Here is a 16,743-nt window from a genome sequence, read left to right on the forward strand (position 1 = left end):
AGAAATATTTGTGTATAAAGTTAATTTAAATTAATTTCTGCATTCTTAATTTCCAAATATTCGCCTTCTAATACTTCGATATAATTACTTTTATCTATAGAAGAATAATCAATGTAATCATTCATATTCGCGTCACCGGTAATTGTATAGCTTGCATGCTCATCAGTTGCAGTTACTTTATACTCTCCAGGATCAATATCTATTCCAATTCTATAAACGCCAGGACCGATTATATCGTTCTCAATAACTACAGGTTCAGCATCTTCAACTGGTATAGCAAAAGAATTTTTTAATTCTAAAAATTGGTCTTCTTCTACTGACATATAAACAAAAGTATCAAAAGACATGTACGCCACATAGTCTTCGCCACGAGCATCATTAGTTAATGTATAAGAAGCATGATCTTCCACTGAGAAAACTTTATACTCACCCGCAGGCATATCAGTACCAATTTTATACACATCTTCTTCGAAAGTTGTTTCATAAGATTCAGGATCAAAAGGATCCTTGTATTCAGTTTCTTCTATAGATTCAACACTTTCATCTATATCTGAGGTTGAAACTGACTCTTCTGCGTTTACTGGCAATCCATTCAATAAAACTAAAGCACAACTTAGTAAAAGTATCTTTTTCATATTAACCATCCTTTATCGTTATTAATAAAAAACAAAATCAACATTATGAGAATATACTTTGTATTTTTGTAAAAAATACTGTTAAGTAGAATGACCAATAAATATTGGATATAATTTTAATTAGTAAATAAATAATTTCTTACTATTTAATCAACTCCTTAATCATATAAACATTCATATTTATTATATCAAATTTATTAATATAGCGCTTGAAATAGTCCTAAATATCAAGGATTTAATCTAGACTTTTAGTTCATCTTACGTTATGCTATGTTTTGCCAATTCATCAATCTTAGTAATTCACATGTATTTTAGTAAATGAACTAATCAAGCTATTTGAAATGAACCGGCTAAGACTGGCTTTGATGCTATTCTTAGCTTTTTTATTTGAGTTTTATATAATTGACACAATGAAGTAAGAAATGACTTAAGAAAGGAATTAATAATAGTATGACGTCTAATTTTTGGCATGATTTACCTAAACCATTCTTTATCCTAGCACCGATGGAAGACGTGACGGATGTAGTTTTTCGCCATGTTATTCAAAAAGCTGCAGAACCTGATGTATACTTTACAGAATTTACGAATTCTGAAAGTTACTGTCATCCCGATGGGATCGAAAGTGTTCGTGGCCGTTTAACTTTTACCCAAGACGAAGAGCCAATTGTTGCTCATATTTGGGGAGATCGACCAGAGTACTTCGAACAAATGAGTATTGGAATGGCAGAAATGGGCTTTAGCGGCCTTGATATCAATATGGGTTGTCCAGCACCTAATGTGGTAAAACATGGGCGTGGAAGTGGCCTAATCAAGCGCGAAGACGTTGCTGCTGAGCTTATCCAAGCTGCAAAAGCAGGAGGCCTTCCAGTAAGTGTTAAAACGCGTTTAGGTTATTTAAAAGTTGATGAGTGGAGAGGGTGGTTGACTCACTTGTTAAAGCAAGATATTGTCAATTTGTCAATTCACTTAAGAACGAAAAAAGAAATGAGCAAGGAAGATGCTCATTGGGAATTAATTCCAGATATCATGAAATTACGTGATGAAATTGCTCCAAACACATTAATTACGATTAATGGAGATATTCCCGACCGTCAAACAGGTTTGGAATTAGCTGAAAAATATGGTGTTGATGGTGTCATGATTGGTCGAGGTGTCTTTAAAAATCCATTTGCATTTGAAGTAGAGAAAAAAGACCATAGTCCAAAAGAATTATTAGACTTATTAAGATTACACTTAGACATATTTGATCAATATAATGAAGATGGTCAACGTCATTTCAGACCTTTACGTCGCTACTTTAAGATTTATGTGCGTGAATTCAAAGGAGCTAATGATTTACGTATTCAATTAATGGAGACAAATACAACCGATGAAGCACGTCAGTTCATCGATAACTTCGAAAATAAATTTTTAACATCGGATGCAATGTAATTTAATGAAGAGCTATAGAAATACACTTAATTTCTATGGCTTCTTTTTACATATAATGGATAGGAGAAAATAATGCGTAAAAATACAACAGTTATAAATGCTTTATATGGAATTGTAGTGACTTTGATATTAGCAGTTGTTTCGATAACGATTACCAATGTTCTTCCGAATGGGTATATTGGTGCCAGTGTTCTGGCAATGTTAATCGGAATGGTATTTCATCCGCTTGTAAAGAAGTTATTACCTTCTTTTACTGGAATTGATTTAGTTGCTAAGCGATTACTCAAAGTTTCAATTGTTCTAATGGGAGCGTCCTTAAGTCTAACGCAAGTTGTTGAGGTTGGGAAGTTCTCACTAATAGTGATGGTATTTACTTTAGCTACCGCTTTTATATTTGGTAACTTGATAGGAAAGTGGTTTAATATGGACTGGAAATTATCTAACTTAATTTCCGTAGGAACAGGTGTGTGTGGTGGCAGTGCCATTGCAGCAGTTTCACCTATTATTAAAGCCAAAGATGAAGATATAGCTTATGCCTTATCAGCGACATTTATTTTTGATATTTTAATGGTTGTTTTATTCCCGATTGCGGGACAATTTTTCGGCATGACTGATTTAGGCTTTGGATTATGGACAGGGACTGCAATTAACGATACTTCGTCGGTTGTTGCTGCAAGCTATGCTTTCTCAGAAGCGGCAGGAAATTATGCTGTGATTGTTAAATTAACAAGAACATTAGCCATCGTTCCAATTGTATTTATTTACTCGATTGTTAATCAACGGATTGAACAAAAGGCCCGTCAAAGTGATGAAAGTTCAGACGCAACATTTAAATTAACGAGTGTGATTCCTTGGTTTATTCTATTCTTTTTAATTATGGTCATATTACGTTCTGTTGGCGTCATATCAGCTGAGTTTGGCTCCTCTTTATCATCAGTAAGTAAATTCTTTATGGTCATGAGTTTAGGAGCGATTGGTTTACGAACAAACTTTAAATCTGTCGCTCAAAGTGGAATTTTACCTATGGTACACGGTTTTATTATTTCAATGTTAGTCGTAATTGTTTCTTTCGTAATTCAAGTGATATTAGGTCAAGTTTAAAAAGTGTAGGGTTTGTTCCTTAACTAATAAATGATATACTTAACTTGTTGTTGATTAATGAATTTATGGAGGGAAAATAATGTCTGTCATTCACACTAATTTTGAAAACAAACTTAATGAAATGAATATTCCGTTTAACAAGAAAGAAATCGAAAACGGACATATATTATATCGTTTTAATTTTCGTCTTACAACAGAACGTGCACTCGTTGTAGAGGTCATCATCCAAGCATCAAAAGATAAGTACGCTGATGCTCAAATCATCTACCGTCATGTTCACTTACTAACGGATCGTAGTAAAGAAGCAGAGGCTTATGAATTACTTAACTCATTAAACGAAATGAAAACGGGTTACTATAGTCTTTACCTAGCTGGTGATGGAGAAGTTTTCCTTAAAACACTGTTAAGAACGGGTGAAGATGCTGAGCCATTATATCAAACATTGGTTATGGGTTCGGGAATTGCTAAAGGCTTACAAACAGATTTAGTAAATGTGTTAGGTGAATCAGGAAAAGCAATGTAAGGTGACCACAAATGATAAAAAAAGTTCTATCACAATATCCTGCGCTTAATATTTTAAGCCAATTTTTTATTATTTTATTTTCGGCTTTATGTTTTGCGGTATCACTGAATATGTTTCTAATTCCTGGGGACATTTATAGTGGGGGAGTTACTGGTATTTCTCAGTTGATTACCTATTCACTAAAGCAATTCACACCCTTTGGAAATATTATTCAGACTGGTACATTAAACTTCTTACTTAATATTCCATTATTGATATTAAGTTATATGAAGTTGGGACGTCGTTTTACCATTTTAACGGTAGTCGTTGTAGCTATTATGACGGGTTTTACTTTAATCATTCCTGTCCAACAGGTATCTGCAAACCCACTACTTAACGGAATTGTTGCTGGAGCTCTTAATGGGTTAGGCGGAGGATTAACGATCAAATTTGGTATGTCAGCAGGAGGAATTGATATTATTGCTCTTGTGATTAACCGATTAGTACAAATAAACGTAGGGTCTTTATCACTACTTATTAATTCGGTTGTTATCGTTGGTGCAGGAATTTTATACTCTTGGGAATTTGCTTTATATACATTAATTTCAATGTATGTAACTTCTAGGGTAGTAAATTCAATTCATACAAACGAACAACGCTTAACTGCCTTTATCGTTACCGATAAAGAAGATGAAGTAGTCAAGTCAATCTATGACCGTATTCATCGTGGAATTACGATTCTTGATGGACGTGGAGGCTACTCGAAAAAGACACGCAATACGCTGATGATCGTCATTAACCGATATGAACTTTATGATTTAGAGATGGCAATAGGAGAAGCGGACATTCACGCATTTGTTAATATTATCCAATCTACAAGAGTAAATGGAAACTATCTAAATCGAGACCAACAAAATAAATTAAAGCAAAATAAAACTTAATTATTAAACACTAGTTATAAGAGATGACAGTCAATCCGCTTTAGGTTTTGATGCATACTTCATGACTAGTGTTTTAAATTATAAATTTTTCATAAAATGAGAATAAAATGAATAATTAACGTTGACATTCTCATAATCATCCATTATTATGAAAATAACAAAAAAACTAAGAAGAGGGATTAATATGATATTGAGTATTATTAACAATCAAAATGATTTTCAAAATTCATTTAATAGCGTCGTCGTGGTCGTTTAATACGATCTATGACGGGGCCAATTGATTGTGCCTGCATAGATTTCTGAAATCTAATGCGGGTTATACTCAATATATACTTCTTAATAGGGGATTATTAAGTAGATATGTTAAGTTTAGGAATAGACCTGAATTAGATTTTAGAAAATCTAATTTAGGTCTTTTTTGTAAAAATTAAAAAGAATGGAGAATTATTATGAAACTTAGAAAAATCGGATTAACATTATTATCGGGATTATTACTTTCAACTACAGCTCATACACCTTCAGTGGCTTTTGCTCAAGATAGTATCATTATTGGTGGGAATTTAGAATTAACTGGGAATGCTGCTGCTTATGGTTCACCTGCGGCTGATGCAATTAATTTATTTATTCAACAAATTAATGATAATGGGGGTATCCTAGATGGTCGTATGTTAGAGGCAGAAATTATTGATAACCGCTCAGATTTAACAGAATCAGCATCAATCGCGACTCGTTTAGCTGGCAGTGACGCCGTTGGGATTATTGGACCTACAGCAACAGGTGTAGCAAAAGCAGCTATTCCAATTACTAATGAAGCGGGTATCGCAAACATCTTTGCAGCAACTACAGGGGATGGGTTAACAATAGCTGATGATGGATCACTATTAGTGTATATATTCCGTGTGTGTTTCGAAGACTCATATCAAGGGTTAGCTGCGGGGGCTTATACAGCGAATGAATTAAATTTATCAAAAGCGGTTATCTTAACGGATCAAGCTTTAGACTACTCTCTTGCCTTAGCTGATTCTTTCACTGAAACATTTACAGAAAATGGTGGAGAAATCTTAGAAACACAATCATATCAGTCAGGAGATACTGATTTCACGGCTTTACTCACGTCGTTATTAGGTAAAGATTTCGATGTGTTATACATTCCAGGTTACTATACTGAAACAGGGTTAATTATTAAACAAGCAAGAGAGATGGGGATTACTCAACCAATTATCGGTGGAGATGGCTACCATAGTGATACATTAGTAGATTTAGCAGGGGCTAGTAATGCTACAGATGTATACTTTACAACTCACTTCTCTGAAGAAAGTGATAATCCAAAAGTTCAGGAATTTTTAGCTGATTTTGAGGAAATGTATGGCCGTTCAGCAGACACATTCTCAGCCTTAGGATATGATGCGATTGGTTTGCTTATTGATGCAATTGAAAGAGCGGGATCAACGGATAGAGATGCAATTCGTCAAGCTTTAGAAGAAACTGAAAACTTTGAAGGAATTACAGGAACATTCTCAATGGATGAAAACCATAATCCAACCAAATCTGCTTTAATGTTACGTCTAGAAAATGGAGAAATTGCGGAAGTATTTGAAGCTTCAGCAGGTGAATAAAAACTATAATTGAACAAACTGATAAAAAAATAGGAAGGCTGACATCTTGATATGCTCCCTCTAAAGTAGACACTTAAAAAAGTAAACTACTTTAGGGGGAATTTTTATGTACTCAAATATGAAGCATACAGTGGCTGAACTGGAGTATTATATTCTTCAGTATTTAGAGGGTATGACTTTTCCTATGTTGAAGAATTTAGGACTACAGTATGAGAAAACATACTTTTTATTTGAAGTGAGGCTCTATCAACAACATGGCATTGATGGCCTTCAACCACCGAATAAGCATCAACACTATTCATCGGAATTTAGAGAACAGGTGGCACAAGAACACCGGGTCGATAAGATATCCATCTATGAACTGGAAATTAAATATAATATTCCATCTCAGAAAACGATTCGTAGCTGGATTTTTAGGTATACTAATGGTGGGGAGTCTCGATCCTACAATTCAAAACCAGAGGTGTATCTGATGAAAGGGGAAAAAACGACTTACGAAGAAAAACTTTATATTGTTCTAGACTATCTAAAAAACGACCTGTCATATAGAGAGACGGCAGAAAAGTTTCAAGTTTCATATAATAGTGTTTACGCATGGGTGAACAAATATAAGAAACATGGTCCTGACGGTCTTATCGATAGCCGAGGCGGATCAAAACCCACTGCGATATTAACAGACAAAGAACGGTTAAACGTTGAAAACAAGGCCCTTAAAGCCCGAAATGAGTATTTAGAAATGGAAAACGATGCCTTAAAAAAATTACAAGAAGTGGAAAGAGAGTTGATGTTAGCCAAACAAGGCTCGAAGCAGAGTATCAAACGATTAAAAAACTTCACGAAGAAAAAGCCTACAAAGTAACCTGGCTGTGCCAAGTACTAAAGGTTAGCCGATCAGGCTATTATAAATGGTTAAATCGTCAACCATCACAAACAAAATTGCGCTTAGAAAAATTAATGGCACTCATTCAAGAAGCACATGAAAAATTTAAAGGGATTTATGGCTATCGCCGTATGACTATTTATTTAAATCACTTCCAACAAGCCGCAGTCAATCATAAGTGTGTCTATCGCTTAATGAAATGGATGGGCATCCAAGCAGTCATTCGTCGAAAACGGTATCGTTATAAAGCCCACACACCTAGCCATGTCGCTGAGATTGTATTGAATAGAGCCTTTCAAGAAGAATATAAGCCCTTTGAGATTCTCTTAACTGATGTGACAGAATTTAAATATGGTACAGCGTCTAAAGCGTACTTAAGCGCTATTTACGACTATGGTGCGAAAAAAGTGGTTGCCTATCACCTATCAAATCGAAATAATAATACCTTAGTTCGAGACACGGTCGCTCAAATTACAGACGTCATCATGCCAGCTGTGACGCCCATTCATAGCGATCGGGGTTCTCAATATACAACTCATTTCTTTAACCATTTTATCGATGAATTTGACTTAATTCAAAGTATGTCGAGAGCTGGAAAATGTATTGACAACGGGCCGATGGAGTCTTTTAGGGGTACAATCAAGGAAGAAATGTATCGATTGAAAACTTACGATACTTTTGAGGCATTAGAGGCCGATATTCACCAATACATTACCTTTTATAATGAAGAACGAGTGACGTTATCCATGGGGTTATCGATTCCAGTATAAAGAAAAGACGAATCCGAAGATTCGCCTTAACTGTTTTTATTATTTACCTGTCTACTTGACAGGGGGCAGTTCATCTTAATGTCAATCTTCCTATTTTTTTATAGATTGAAATAATTTGCTAAGAAGTGGGCTAGCCCATCTTCATCGTTGGTATATTCAGTTTGAGTGTCTGCAACACCCTTGATTTCATCAGTAGCATTCTTCATCGCCACACCTAAACCAGCGTACTGAATCATTTCTAAGTCGTTATTCTCATCTCCAAAAGCTAAGATATTCTCATTTGGAATGTGATAGAACTTGCTAACTTTATCCACAGCAACAGATTTGTTGATTCCTTGGCGAACGACTTCTAGAATCGGCAAGACGCCACCCCAAGTACGTACAGACACATCGTCACCGTAGCGAGCCATAATTCGATCTTCAATCGTTTTTTGCTTTTCAACGTCACATAGAATAGTTAATGCCGTTGGATTCTGAGTTAAGTTTGCGCGACTTAATTGACTAATTTCGGCTAGATCTTTAGGGAAGAAAGGACTATCCGGCAAATTCATTGATGAAGAAAATAGTCTATCCTTACCTTCAGCAATTAATAAATTGATATCTAAATTATCTTGATTCGCAAATAATTCAAAAGCGATTTCCTTATCCAATTCCTCATGATAGGCAGGTAAGAAGTGTGGCTTTCTTGGATGATGACAATAAGCACCATTAAAGTTTACCATTGGCGAATTGATATTCATTTCATTGTATATATTGATGCTATTTCTATATGGACGCCCAGTAACAATCATAACGATATGTCCGAGCTCATCAAGCTTTCTTAAAGTTTCAATTGTAAATTGAGAAAGTTTTGACTGATTATTTAAAGTTGTGCCATCTAAATCAATGGCAATAAGATGTTGATTCATATAAGAAACTCCTTTCATATATAGATGATTATACTTAATTCTTTTCAATCATACAAATGAATGTTTAAATTGTATTTCTTCATCAAAATTCGATACAATATAAGATATTAATAAATATTAAACATGGAGGAATTTTATGCGTCATATTACTAAGTCTTATTATATAAATGAAATACCCGTCATTGAAATTATCGATGCGAATTTAGAAGATAAAGTTGCACCATTAGCTATTTTTTATCATGGATTTACCGGTAGCAAGGACTCGAGTATGACCTTTGGTAATGAAATCGCTAAACGCGGTTTCCGAGTTATTATGCCAGATGCCCAACATCACGGTGAAAGACGTAAGTATGGAGTGGATTTGAATGTGAATGGTATCTTATTTTTTGAAGCTTTGATGAGTAACGTCAAAGAATTTCCAGAGATAGTTCACTATTATCGTTCGAAAGAATTAATCAAAGACGACTTTATAGCGGTAGCAGGTATGTCCATGGGTGGTATGACGACTTCATTAATATTCAAAGCAAATAAAGAAGTCAATGTTTCTGTAGTGTTAATGGGATCGCCTCAACAAATCAAATTTAACGATTGGATTGTTAATCAATATGTGAGTCATGGTGGTGAAGTGGATCAATTAGCTCCAAATGCTAAAACAATCTATGAATATATGACCGAATACTTCAAGAAGTATGATTTGGGACTGGATCCAAAAGCTATTAATCATAGACCCCTATTATTCTGGCATTCTAAACAGGATCCAGTTGTCCCTTACATCTACGCAGAAGAATTTGTGGAAGCTGCAACAAAAATCCCAGAAGGTAAATATGTATACTTTAAACTAGACGATCAGGGTGCGCATAAAGTACCTTTCATCGAAATGGCAAGGATGGCTGAATTTATTTCTGCTGCTTATAATGAAGAGGTTGAAAATGTTTATGAAGTAGCCGAAGAAAATTTCAATAAACTGTGGGGATAATCACTAAAGAAATTAAATATATCCCAATTATAGATAAAACACTTTAATTATTAAGTGAAGCGCTTTATTTTACCTGATATTATAAATACATCAGATGAATGGGTGGATTAATTTAAATTGAATCTTAAAACAAAAAGTAAATAAATAATTGAATTCGACGGACTAAATTTTAAAGACCTAAACAACAACGGTGTATTAGATCCATATGAGGACTGGAGATTATCAAGTCGAAAGAGAGCTGAAAAGCTTGTCTCATTAATGAAAATCGATGAAAAAGTAGGTATGTTAATGATTAATCAATTAGCTATGGAGAAGGCGAAAATACAGAAATCCTAGATGAGTGAGATGTTTGATTTAGGCTTATTCGAAAACAAAAATTATGTTGGAGACCAACTTGTCAGGGATGAAACAACTAAGAAAGAAGCTGAAGAAGAAACTGAAAAACATCAAGAACTTCTTATAAAAGACGTAAAGGCATTAAATATCGAAATTATTGAAGATTATAAAGAAGCTGACATTGTAGCGTCATTCCTAAACCCAGTTAGTGGTTCTTACTTTGATGCGACACCTTGTTTATTAGAATTAGAAATCTGCGAAGAAAAGAAGAAAAGACGAATATTGCACTGAATGGCGACACTTATAAAAAAACAACTTTAAGTAATTTCTTTGAATTAAATAAAATCGTAGGCTACATGAACGAAAACGGCAAAAAAGTTGTCACATCAGTGAATATGATCTTGCCTTGGATTTTAGAGAATATCGAGAAGAAATAAGATGCCTTACTTGTTAGCTATGATACATTCCCTGGAGCAGTGCTTAAAGTGATCCTCGGTCAATTCTCTCCAATTGGTAAACTACCTTTAACATTACCCAAGAATAGTAAAGTTATTGGAGTAGACGAATATGGCGAGTCAATTTCACGTAATGACGTACCAGGTTACGATAAAGATAAATATATGCGTAAAGGAATGACTTGTGCTTATGTTAATCAAGCAGGGAATGAATACCGAAGCGGTTTTGGTTTAAATTAATAGCATTTATTTTTTACCATAGAAAGTGCTTATCTTTTACTTAGTACGTTTAAACGTTATAATGTAAACAAATTTAAAGATGAGATATGGGGTGAGTAGGTGCAACCAATGTTTTGGAAACGAACGGAAGATTATTACTATTTAAAAGTAGAAACACATTATTTAGATATACCCTATTATAATCAGAAAAGACGCATCCGTATTTTATTACCGAAAGATTATAAAAAAGATATTGATAGTGCTTACCCTGTATTGTATATGCTTGATGGACAAAATGTGTTTTACAGTAAAGAGGCATTTGTAGGTCATTCTTGGAAAGTTATTCCCTCAATAAAAAATAATTTAGATTTACCTAGAATGATTATCGTTGCCGTAGATAATGCTAGCGAAAATCGATTAAATGAATATTCACCATGGCCAACGGATCAAACAAAGTCTGAAGAATTTCAAGGTGTTGGTGGGGATGGAGCATTACATGCTGAATGGTTTGTTAACGAATTAAAACCCTTTATTGATAACAATTATCGAACATTTACTGATAGAAAGAATACGTTACTAGCTGGGAGTTCAATGGGGGGCATTATGACAGCCTATATGGGGAGCAAGTATCCAGAAGTCTTTGGAGTTCTTGGTGTATTCTCCTTAGCGTCATGGTTTAATGAGGAAGAATTTTTATCATTCATCAATGAGCATCCTTTAAACCCAAATACGAAAGTATACATACAAGTAGGAACAAGCGAAGGTGATGATACGGATGCTAATTTTATCGAAGGAAAGATGAATCAGCAATATATAGATTGTAATCTTAGATATTATAATGATTTACTTAAAATGAACCATCCAATCGATAATATTTGGTTATGAATTATGGCAGACGAGGAGCATCATGAATTTTATTGGGCAAGACATTTTCCAGAATTTTTAAAATTTGCCTTTGAGATTATCGAAGTAGATAATTAGTAATTTTTACTTTAAAATACTGGATTATCTGAAAACTTGCGTTATAATGTAAATCTCTTAGATATTTTAATAAAGGAGTTTTTATAATTAATAAACATCAATTTATAACACATACAATTGAATTAGTTGATGAAACCCATCCTTTGATTGCTCAGTTTCAACTTTCCTTAATGTTGCTAGTACCAAGTAAGTTTATAGCGACGGATATTCGCACAGGCTTTCCAAACCTAATTAATAATGAGCGGATAATTATTGACCAATTTGTTCTGATGCAATTCGAGGATTACAACAATAATACCGATAGTCAAAAACTGAGACCCTTATTATATGCAGATAATTTCCTACAAATTATTGAAGATGATTTATTTAATTATTATCAGACACATGATGAGATCGAATTAGTGAGTTGTAATTTGAATTTGTTTACCGATGTAAGATCAAATTCAACCATCAAACTATTTTCATCAAATCCCGAAGATACAAGTAATGATAATTAGCAAAAAGAAAACTCCCTTAACGGGAGTTTTTTTCTTTCTATTCAAATATTATGCTAAAGCTTCAACAATCGCTTTGTTAAATGCGTCGATATCTTCGGGTGTACGACTAGATATGATTCCAGAAGGGTCGATAACGACTTCTTCATCATAGAAGTTAGCACCAGCATTTTTTACATCAATTGCGACTTGTTTCACACTTGTAATGTCTTTACCACGTAGTATATCTGCATTGACTAATAATTGCGGTCCGTGACAGATGGTAAAAATTGGTTTCCGTGCAAAAGCAAATTCTCGAACAAAATCAACGATACGATCGTCTTTTCTTAATTTGTCTGGAGAAAATCCACCTGGAATAAATAAAGCATCATAATCAGCTGACTTCACATCATCAATACTTTTGTCAATTGTAACTTCTGCTTCGCCTTGTTTCCCTTTGGCAGTATGTCCTGCTTCAGGTCCAATTGTTATAACCTCGTGACCTACTTCTATTAATACATCACGTGGTGAAGTGAATTCAATATCCTCGAATAAGTCTGTTATTACTGTAGCCACTTTTGCCATTAATAAACTCCTCCTTTGAGTTTTCTAATCACAGTTTAACAAACTGTTGTAAGAATGCAATTGATTTGCTTGGATTAAATATATTGAGTATTTGATAAGAAAGAATATCCTGTATCTGATATAATTAAAATAAAAAAAGGAGGTGTGTTTAAAGTGAAAATAGCTTTAATCGCGCATGATAAGAAAAAAGATAATATGGTTAATATTGCGGTAGCTTATCGCCATATTTTGGCAAAACACGAATTGTTTGCTACAGGGACAACAGGTCAAAGAATTATTGAGGCGACAGGTTTAAACGTTCATCGTTATAAATCAGGGCCATTAGGTGGAGATCAACAAATTGGTGCAGCAATCTCAGATGATCGTATGGACTTAGTTTTATTCTTAAGAGATCCTTTAACTGCCCAACCTCATGAACCGGATGTGTCTGCCTTATTACGTCTTTGTGATGTTTACGATATTCCATTAGCTACAAATATGGGGACGGCTGAGATTTTAATTCGTGGATTAGAAAGTGGATTGGTTGATTGGAGACTTGTGCGTCACACTCAAGAACACAAAAAAATCGATATTTAATTGATATCATAAGGAGATTTGTGAGTGAGTAATTTAAAACAAATGGTATTGGATTATGGAAAAGTTTATCCTGGAAATGTCTTAAAAGTTGATTCATTCTTAAATCATCAAATAGATCCACATGTGATAAAAAGTATAGAAAACGATTTTTATCAATACTTTAAAAATAAAGGTATCACAAAAGTTTTGACCATTGAATCATCTGGAATTGCACCAGCTTTAATGGTCGCCTATCGTTTTGATGTTCCAATGTTATTCGCCAAGAAAGCTTTACCGAGCACAATTAAATCAGAAGATAAATATGAAACTCTGGTTCATTCATATACAAAGAACACATCAAGTAACGTGTTTATATCAAAAGAATATCTTGATAAAGATGATAAAGTGTTGATTATAGACGATTTTCTAGCTAATGGTGAGGCTGCAGCGGGGTTAGCAGATTTAATTGAGCAAAGTGGGGCTGAAACGGTTGGCATAGGTATATGTATTGAGAAATCTTTCCAACCCGGTAGAGAAAGATTAGAAAAAGCTGGATACGATGTTTATTCAACTTGTCGTATTAAATCATTAGGTGACGGAAAGATTGAATTTTATGAATAAAAAAAAGGTAAAAAAAAACATTTGACCTTTACTGACCAATGGTATATAATAAATATAGCCTCAAGAGGGGCTTATACTTATACATAAAAAACATTGATCAATTTTGACCAATAGAAAGGCTGTGTAAATATGATTGATAAATTAACAACCACTATGCAACAAGCAATTGGTGAGGCACAGCAAGTAGCCATAACACGGCAACATCAACAAATAGAGATTGCGCATTTATGGTTAATTATGCTACAAGCAGACCATTTTGCTTATAAATTATATAGTGAACAGAATATTCCTATGGATCAATTTGTTCGTCTTGTTGAAGATGAAATTGATAAAATTTCTCAAGTGAGTGGGAGTAACATACAATATGGACAAGGTATTAGTCAGAACTTAAACCGTCTACTACAAGATGCAACAACCATTGCAGCGGAATATAATGACGAATATCTATCAACAGAAATCATTTTGTTGGCTTTATATAAACAAAAAAATAATCCAATTGTTAAATTTTTATTAGATAATGGCTTAACTGAGCAAAAATTTAAAGGAAGAATTGAAGAATTGAGAGGAGGAAATCGTGTGACATCTCAAAATCAAGAAGAAACATATGAATCTCTAGAAAAATATGCAATCAACTTAAACGAAGCCGTTAAATCAAATAAAATGGATCCAATCATTGGACGTGATGAAGAAATTCGTGATGTAATTCGAATTTTATCACGTAAATCAAAAAATAATCCAATCTTAATTGGGGACCCAGGTGTAGGTAAAACGGCGATTGTTGAAGGACTAGCACAAAGAATAGTTCGCAATGATGTACCTGAAAACTTAAAAGGAAAAACACTTTATTCTTTAGATATGGGTGCATTGATTGCCGGAGCAAAATATCGTGGAGAGTTTGAAGAACGCTTAAAAGCGGTATTAAAAGAAGTGAAAGATGCAGAAGGGCAAATACTTTTATTCATTGATGAAATTCATACAATTGTAGGTGCAGGTAAAACTGAAGGTTCAATGGATGCAGGGAATCTCTTAAAACCGATGTTAGCTCGTGGTGAATTACACTGTATTGGTGCGACGACACTTGATGAATATCGACAAAACTTTGAAAAAGATAAAGCATTAGAAAGACGCTTCCAAAGAGTGATGGTTAATGAACCAAATGTTGAAGACACTATCTCAATATTACGTGGTCTAAAAGAACGTTTTGAGATTCACCATGGTGTGAATATCCATGATAATGCTCTAGTGGCAGCAGCAACACTTTCAAACCGTTATATTACTGATCGTTTCTTACCAGACAAAGCGCTCGACTTAGTGGATGAAGCTTGTGCAACAATTCGTATGGAATTAAATTCGGTTCCACTAGAAATTGACCAAGTAAATCGTCGTTTAATGACTTTAGAAATTGAAGAAGAAGCATTGAAAAAAGAAGACGACGAGGCAAGTAAACGACGTTTAGAGATTCTTCGCGAAGAATTAGCGAACTTACGAGAAGAAGCGAATGATTTGAAAGCACGTTGGGATATTGAAAAAGAAGAAACTAATAAGTTACGTGATAAACGTGAACAATTAGATCAAGCCCGTCATGACTTAGAAGATGCAGAATCTGAATATAATTTAGAAAAAGCGGCTGAATTAAGACATGGAATCATTCCTGAACTGGAGAAAGAATTAGCAGAAATCGAGAATGAACATGTTGAAACAGAAGTACAAAGTCGTTTAACACAAGAATCAGTAACTGATGCAGAGATTGCTAAAGTTGTTGGCCGTTTAACTGGTATTCCAGTGAACAAAATTGTTGAAGGTGAACGAGAAAAATTATTACATCTTGATGACATTTTACATAGAAGAGTCATTGGACAAGATGAAGCCGTTCGACTTGTACATGAAGCAGTACTTAGATCACGTGCTGGGATTCAAGATCCGAACCGCCCAATTGGTTCGTTCCTATTCTTAGGACCAACGGGTGTTGGTAAAACAGAATTAGCTAAAGCACTTGCTGTGGCATTATTCGATTCTGAAGACCATATGGTCCGACTTGACATGAGTGAGTATATGGAGAAACATACGGTGTCTAGATTAGTGGGTGCCCCTCCAGGATACATTGGACATGATGAAGGTGGACAACTGACCGAGGCCGTACGTAGAAATCCGTACACCATCATTCTATTGGACGAGGTGGAAAAAGCCCATCCAGATGTTTTCAATATATTACTCCAAGTATTGGATGATGGTCGATTGACCGATACGAAAGGACGCGTTGTAGACTTCAAAAATACTGTCGTCATAATGACAAGTAATATCGGGTCACACTTACTACTTGAAGGAGTAGGAGATAATGGCGAAATTTCTCCAGAAACTGAAAAACAAGTAAATCAATTACTTCGTCAACAATTCAAGCCAGAATTCTTGAATCGTATTGATGATACTGTTCTTTTCTCTCCTTTAACTTTAGACAATATGAGTGGAATTGTACTCAAAATGATTGAAAACCTTTCAAATAGATTGGCAGACCAACAAATAAAATTAGAAGTGACTGAATCAGCAACTCAATGGCTTGCTGAACAAGGTTACGATCCGATTTACGGAGCGAGACCTTTACAACGCTTCATAATGAAAGAATTAGAAACACCACTAGCTAAAGAAATTGTAGCAGGAAATGTCTTACCAAATTCGGTGATTACTGTTGATGAAAGTGAAGGACAACTTACCTTTAACAGTACTGAAGCTATGGTATAACAGAAAAACGATTAAACCAGCG

General features: G+C 34.5%; 17 protein-coding genes and 1 pseudogene. 15 read left to right on the top strand and 3 right to left on the bottom strand.

Annotated features, from left to right (window positions below; genetic code table 11):
• Positions 1–20 precede the first annotated feature (20 nt).
• The gene (locus tag HW423_RS06860) at positions 21–635 is read right to left on the bottom strand and encodes a hypothetical protein (protein WP_218931193.1); all 615 of its coding nucleotides are present in this window, start codon (positions 633–635) and stop codon (positions 21–23) included.
• Positions 636–1,085: 450 nt separating this feature from the next.
• Here HW423_RS06860 and HW423_RS06865 point away from each other — a divergent pair, with 450 nt between their 5' ends.
• From HW423_RS06865 to HW423_RS06895, 7 genes are all read left to right on the top strand, one after another.
• A complete protein-coding gene (locus HW423_RS06865) occupies positions 1,086–2,066 on the top strand; it encodes a tRNA dihydrouridine synthase (protein WP_218931194.1) in 981 nt (326 codons plus the stop codon).
• A 72-nt stretch (positions 2,067–2,138) separates the two neighbouring features.
• Positions 2,139–3,167: a YeiH family protein gene (locus HW423_RS06870; RefSeq protein ID WP_218931195.1), complete on the top strand. Its 1,029-nt coding sequence runs from the start codon at positions 2,139–2,141 to the stop codon at positions 3,165–3,167.
• A 79-nt stretch (positions 3,168–3,246) separates the two neighbouring features.
• Complete coding sequence (locus HW423_RS06875) at positions 3,247–3,690, top strand: hypothetical protein (protein ID WP_218931196.1); 444 nt, start codon at positions 3,247–3,249, stop codon at positions 3,688–3,690.
• An 11-nt stretch (positions 3,691–3,701) separates the two neighbouring features.
• On the top strand, positions 3,702–4,610 hold the full coding sequence (locus tag HW423_RS06880) for a YitT family protein (protein WP_235956369.1): 909 nt from the start codon (positions 3,702–3,704) through the stop codon (positions 4,608–4,610).
• Between the two features lie 449 nt (positions 4,611–5,059).
• On the top strand, positions 5,060–6,226 hold the full coding sequence (locus HW423_RS06885; RefSeq protein WP_218931197.1) for an ABC transporter substrate-binding protein: 1,167 nt from the start codon (positions 5,060–5,062) through the stop codon (positions 6,224–6,226).
• A 106-nt stretch (positions 6,227–6,332) separates the two neighbouring features.
• Positions 6,333–7,085: a helix-turn-helix domain-containing protein gene (locus HW423_RS11405; protein WP_218931198.1), complete on the top strand. Its 753-nt coding sequence runs from the start codon at positions 6,333–6,335 to the stop codon at positions 7,083–7,085.
• A complete protein-coding gene (locus HW423_RS06895) occupies positions 6,986–7,876 on the top strand; it encodes an IS3 family transposase (protein WP_218931224.1) in 891 nt (296 codons plus the stop codon). The genes HW423_RS11405 and HW423_RS06895 overlap by 100 nt, the downstream gene beginning before the upstream one ends.
• Before the next feature lie 98 nt (positions 7,877–7,974).
• Here the strand turns inward: HW423_RS06895 and HW423_RS06900 are convergent, their stop codons facing one another.
• Positions 7,975–8,784, bottom strand: coding sequence for a Cof-type HAD-IIB family hydrolase (locus tag HW423_RS06900; protein WP_218931199.1), 810 nt, complete (start codon positions 8,782–8,784; stop codon positions 7,975–7,977).
• Between the two features lie 136 nt (positions 8,785–8,920).
• On the opposite strand from HW423_RS06900, the gene HW423_RS06905 reads away from it, so the two are divergent.
• The 5 genes and pseudogenes from HW423_RS06905 to HW423_RS06925 all read left to right on the top strand — a co-directional run bounded on the left by HW423_RS06905 (position 8,921) and on the right by HW423_RS06925 (position 12,248).
• The gene (locus tag HW423_RS06905) at positions 8,921–9,760 is read left to right on the top strand and encodes an alpha/beta fold hydrolase (protein WP_218931200.1); all 840 of its coding nucleotides are present in this window, start codon (positions 8,921–8,923) and stop codon (positions 9,758–9,760) included.
• Between the two features lie 336 nt (positions 9,761–10,096).
• Positions 10,097–10,387 carry a hypothetical protein gene (locus tag HW423_RS06910; RefSeq protein ID WP_218931201.1) on the top strand — a complete coding sequence of 97 codons (291 nt, stop codon included), beginning with the start codon at positions 10,097–10,099 and terminating at the stop codon, positions 10,385–10,387.
• Between the two features lie 185 nt (positions 10,388–10,572).
• Positions 10,573–10,791, top strand: coding sequence for a hypothetical protein (locus HW423_RS06915; RefSeq protein ID WP_218931202.1), 219 nt, complete (start codon positions 10,573–10,575; stop codon positions 10,789–10,791).
• Positions 10,792–10,899: 108 nt separating this feature from the next.
• Positions 10,900–11,751, top strand: a pseudogene (locus tag HW423_RS06920) (alpha/beta hydrolase).
• A gap of 143 nt (positions 11,752–11,894) precedes the next feature.
• Positions 11,895–12,248, top strand: a complete 354-nt coding sequence (locus HW423_RS06925) for a hypothetical protein (RefSeq protein ID WP_218931203.1) — start codon at positions 11,895–11,897, stop codon at positions 12,246–12,248.
• 48 nt (positions 12,249–12,296) lie between these two features.
• On the opposite strand, the gene HW423_RS06930 is transcribed toward HW423_RS06925, so the two are convergent.
• Positions 12,297–12,809, bottom strand: coding sequence for a type 1 glutamine amidotransferase domain-containing protein (locus tag HW423_RS06930; protein ID WP_218931204.1), 513 nt, complete (start codon positions 12,807–12,809; stop codon positions 12,297–12,299).
• 120 nt (positions 12,810–12,929) lie between these two features.
• On the opposite strand from HW423_RS06930, the gene mgsA reads away from it, so the two are divergent.
• From mgsA to clpB, 3 genes are all read left to right on the top strand, one after another.
• Complete coding sequence (gene mgsA, locus HW423_RS06935; RefSeq protein WP_218931225.1) at positions 12,930–13,385, top strand: methylglyoxal synthase; 456 nt, start codon at positions 12,930–12,932, stop codon at positions 13,383–13,385.
• A gap of 24 nt (positions 13,386–13,409) precedes the next feature.
• Positions 13,410–13,985: a xanthine phosphoribosyltransferase gene (locus HW423_RS06940; RefSeq protein ID WP_218931205.1), complete on the top strand. Its 576-nt coding sequence runs from the start codon at positions 13,410–13,412 to the stop codon at positions 13,983–13,985.
• Positions 13,986–14,114: 129 nt separating this feature from the next.
• On the top strand, positions 14,115–16,721 hold the full coding sequence (gene clpB, locus HW423_RS06945; RefSeq protein WP_218931206.1) for an ATP-dependent chaperone ClpB: 2,607 nt from the start codon (positions 14,115–14,117) through the stop codon (positions 16,719–16,721).
• Positions 16,722–16,743: the final 22 nt, after the last annotated feature.

This window comes from Ruoffia halotolerans (assembly GCF_014049385.1).
Lineage (GTDB): Bacteria > Bacillota > Bacilli > Lactobacillales > Aerococcaceae > Ruoffia > Ruoffia halotolerans.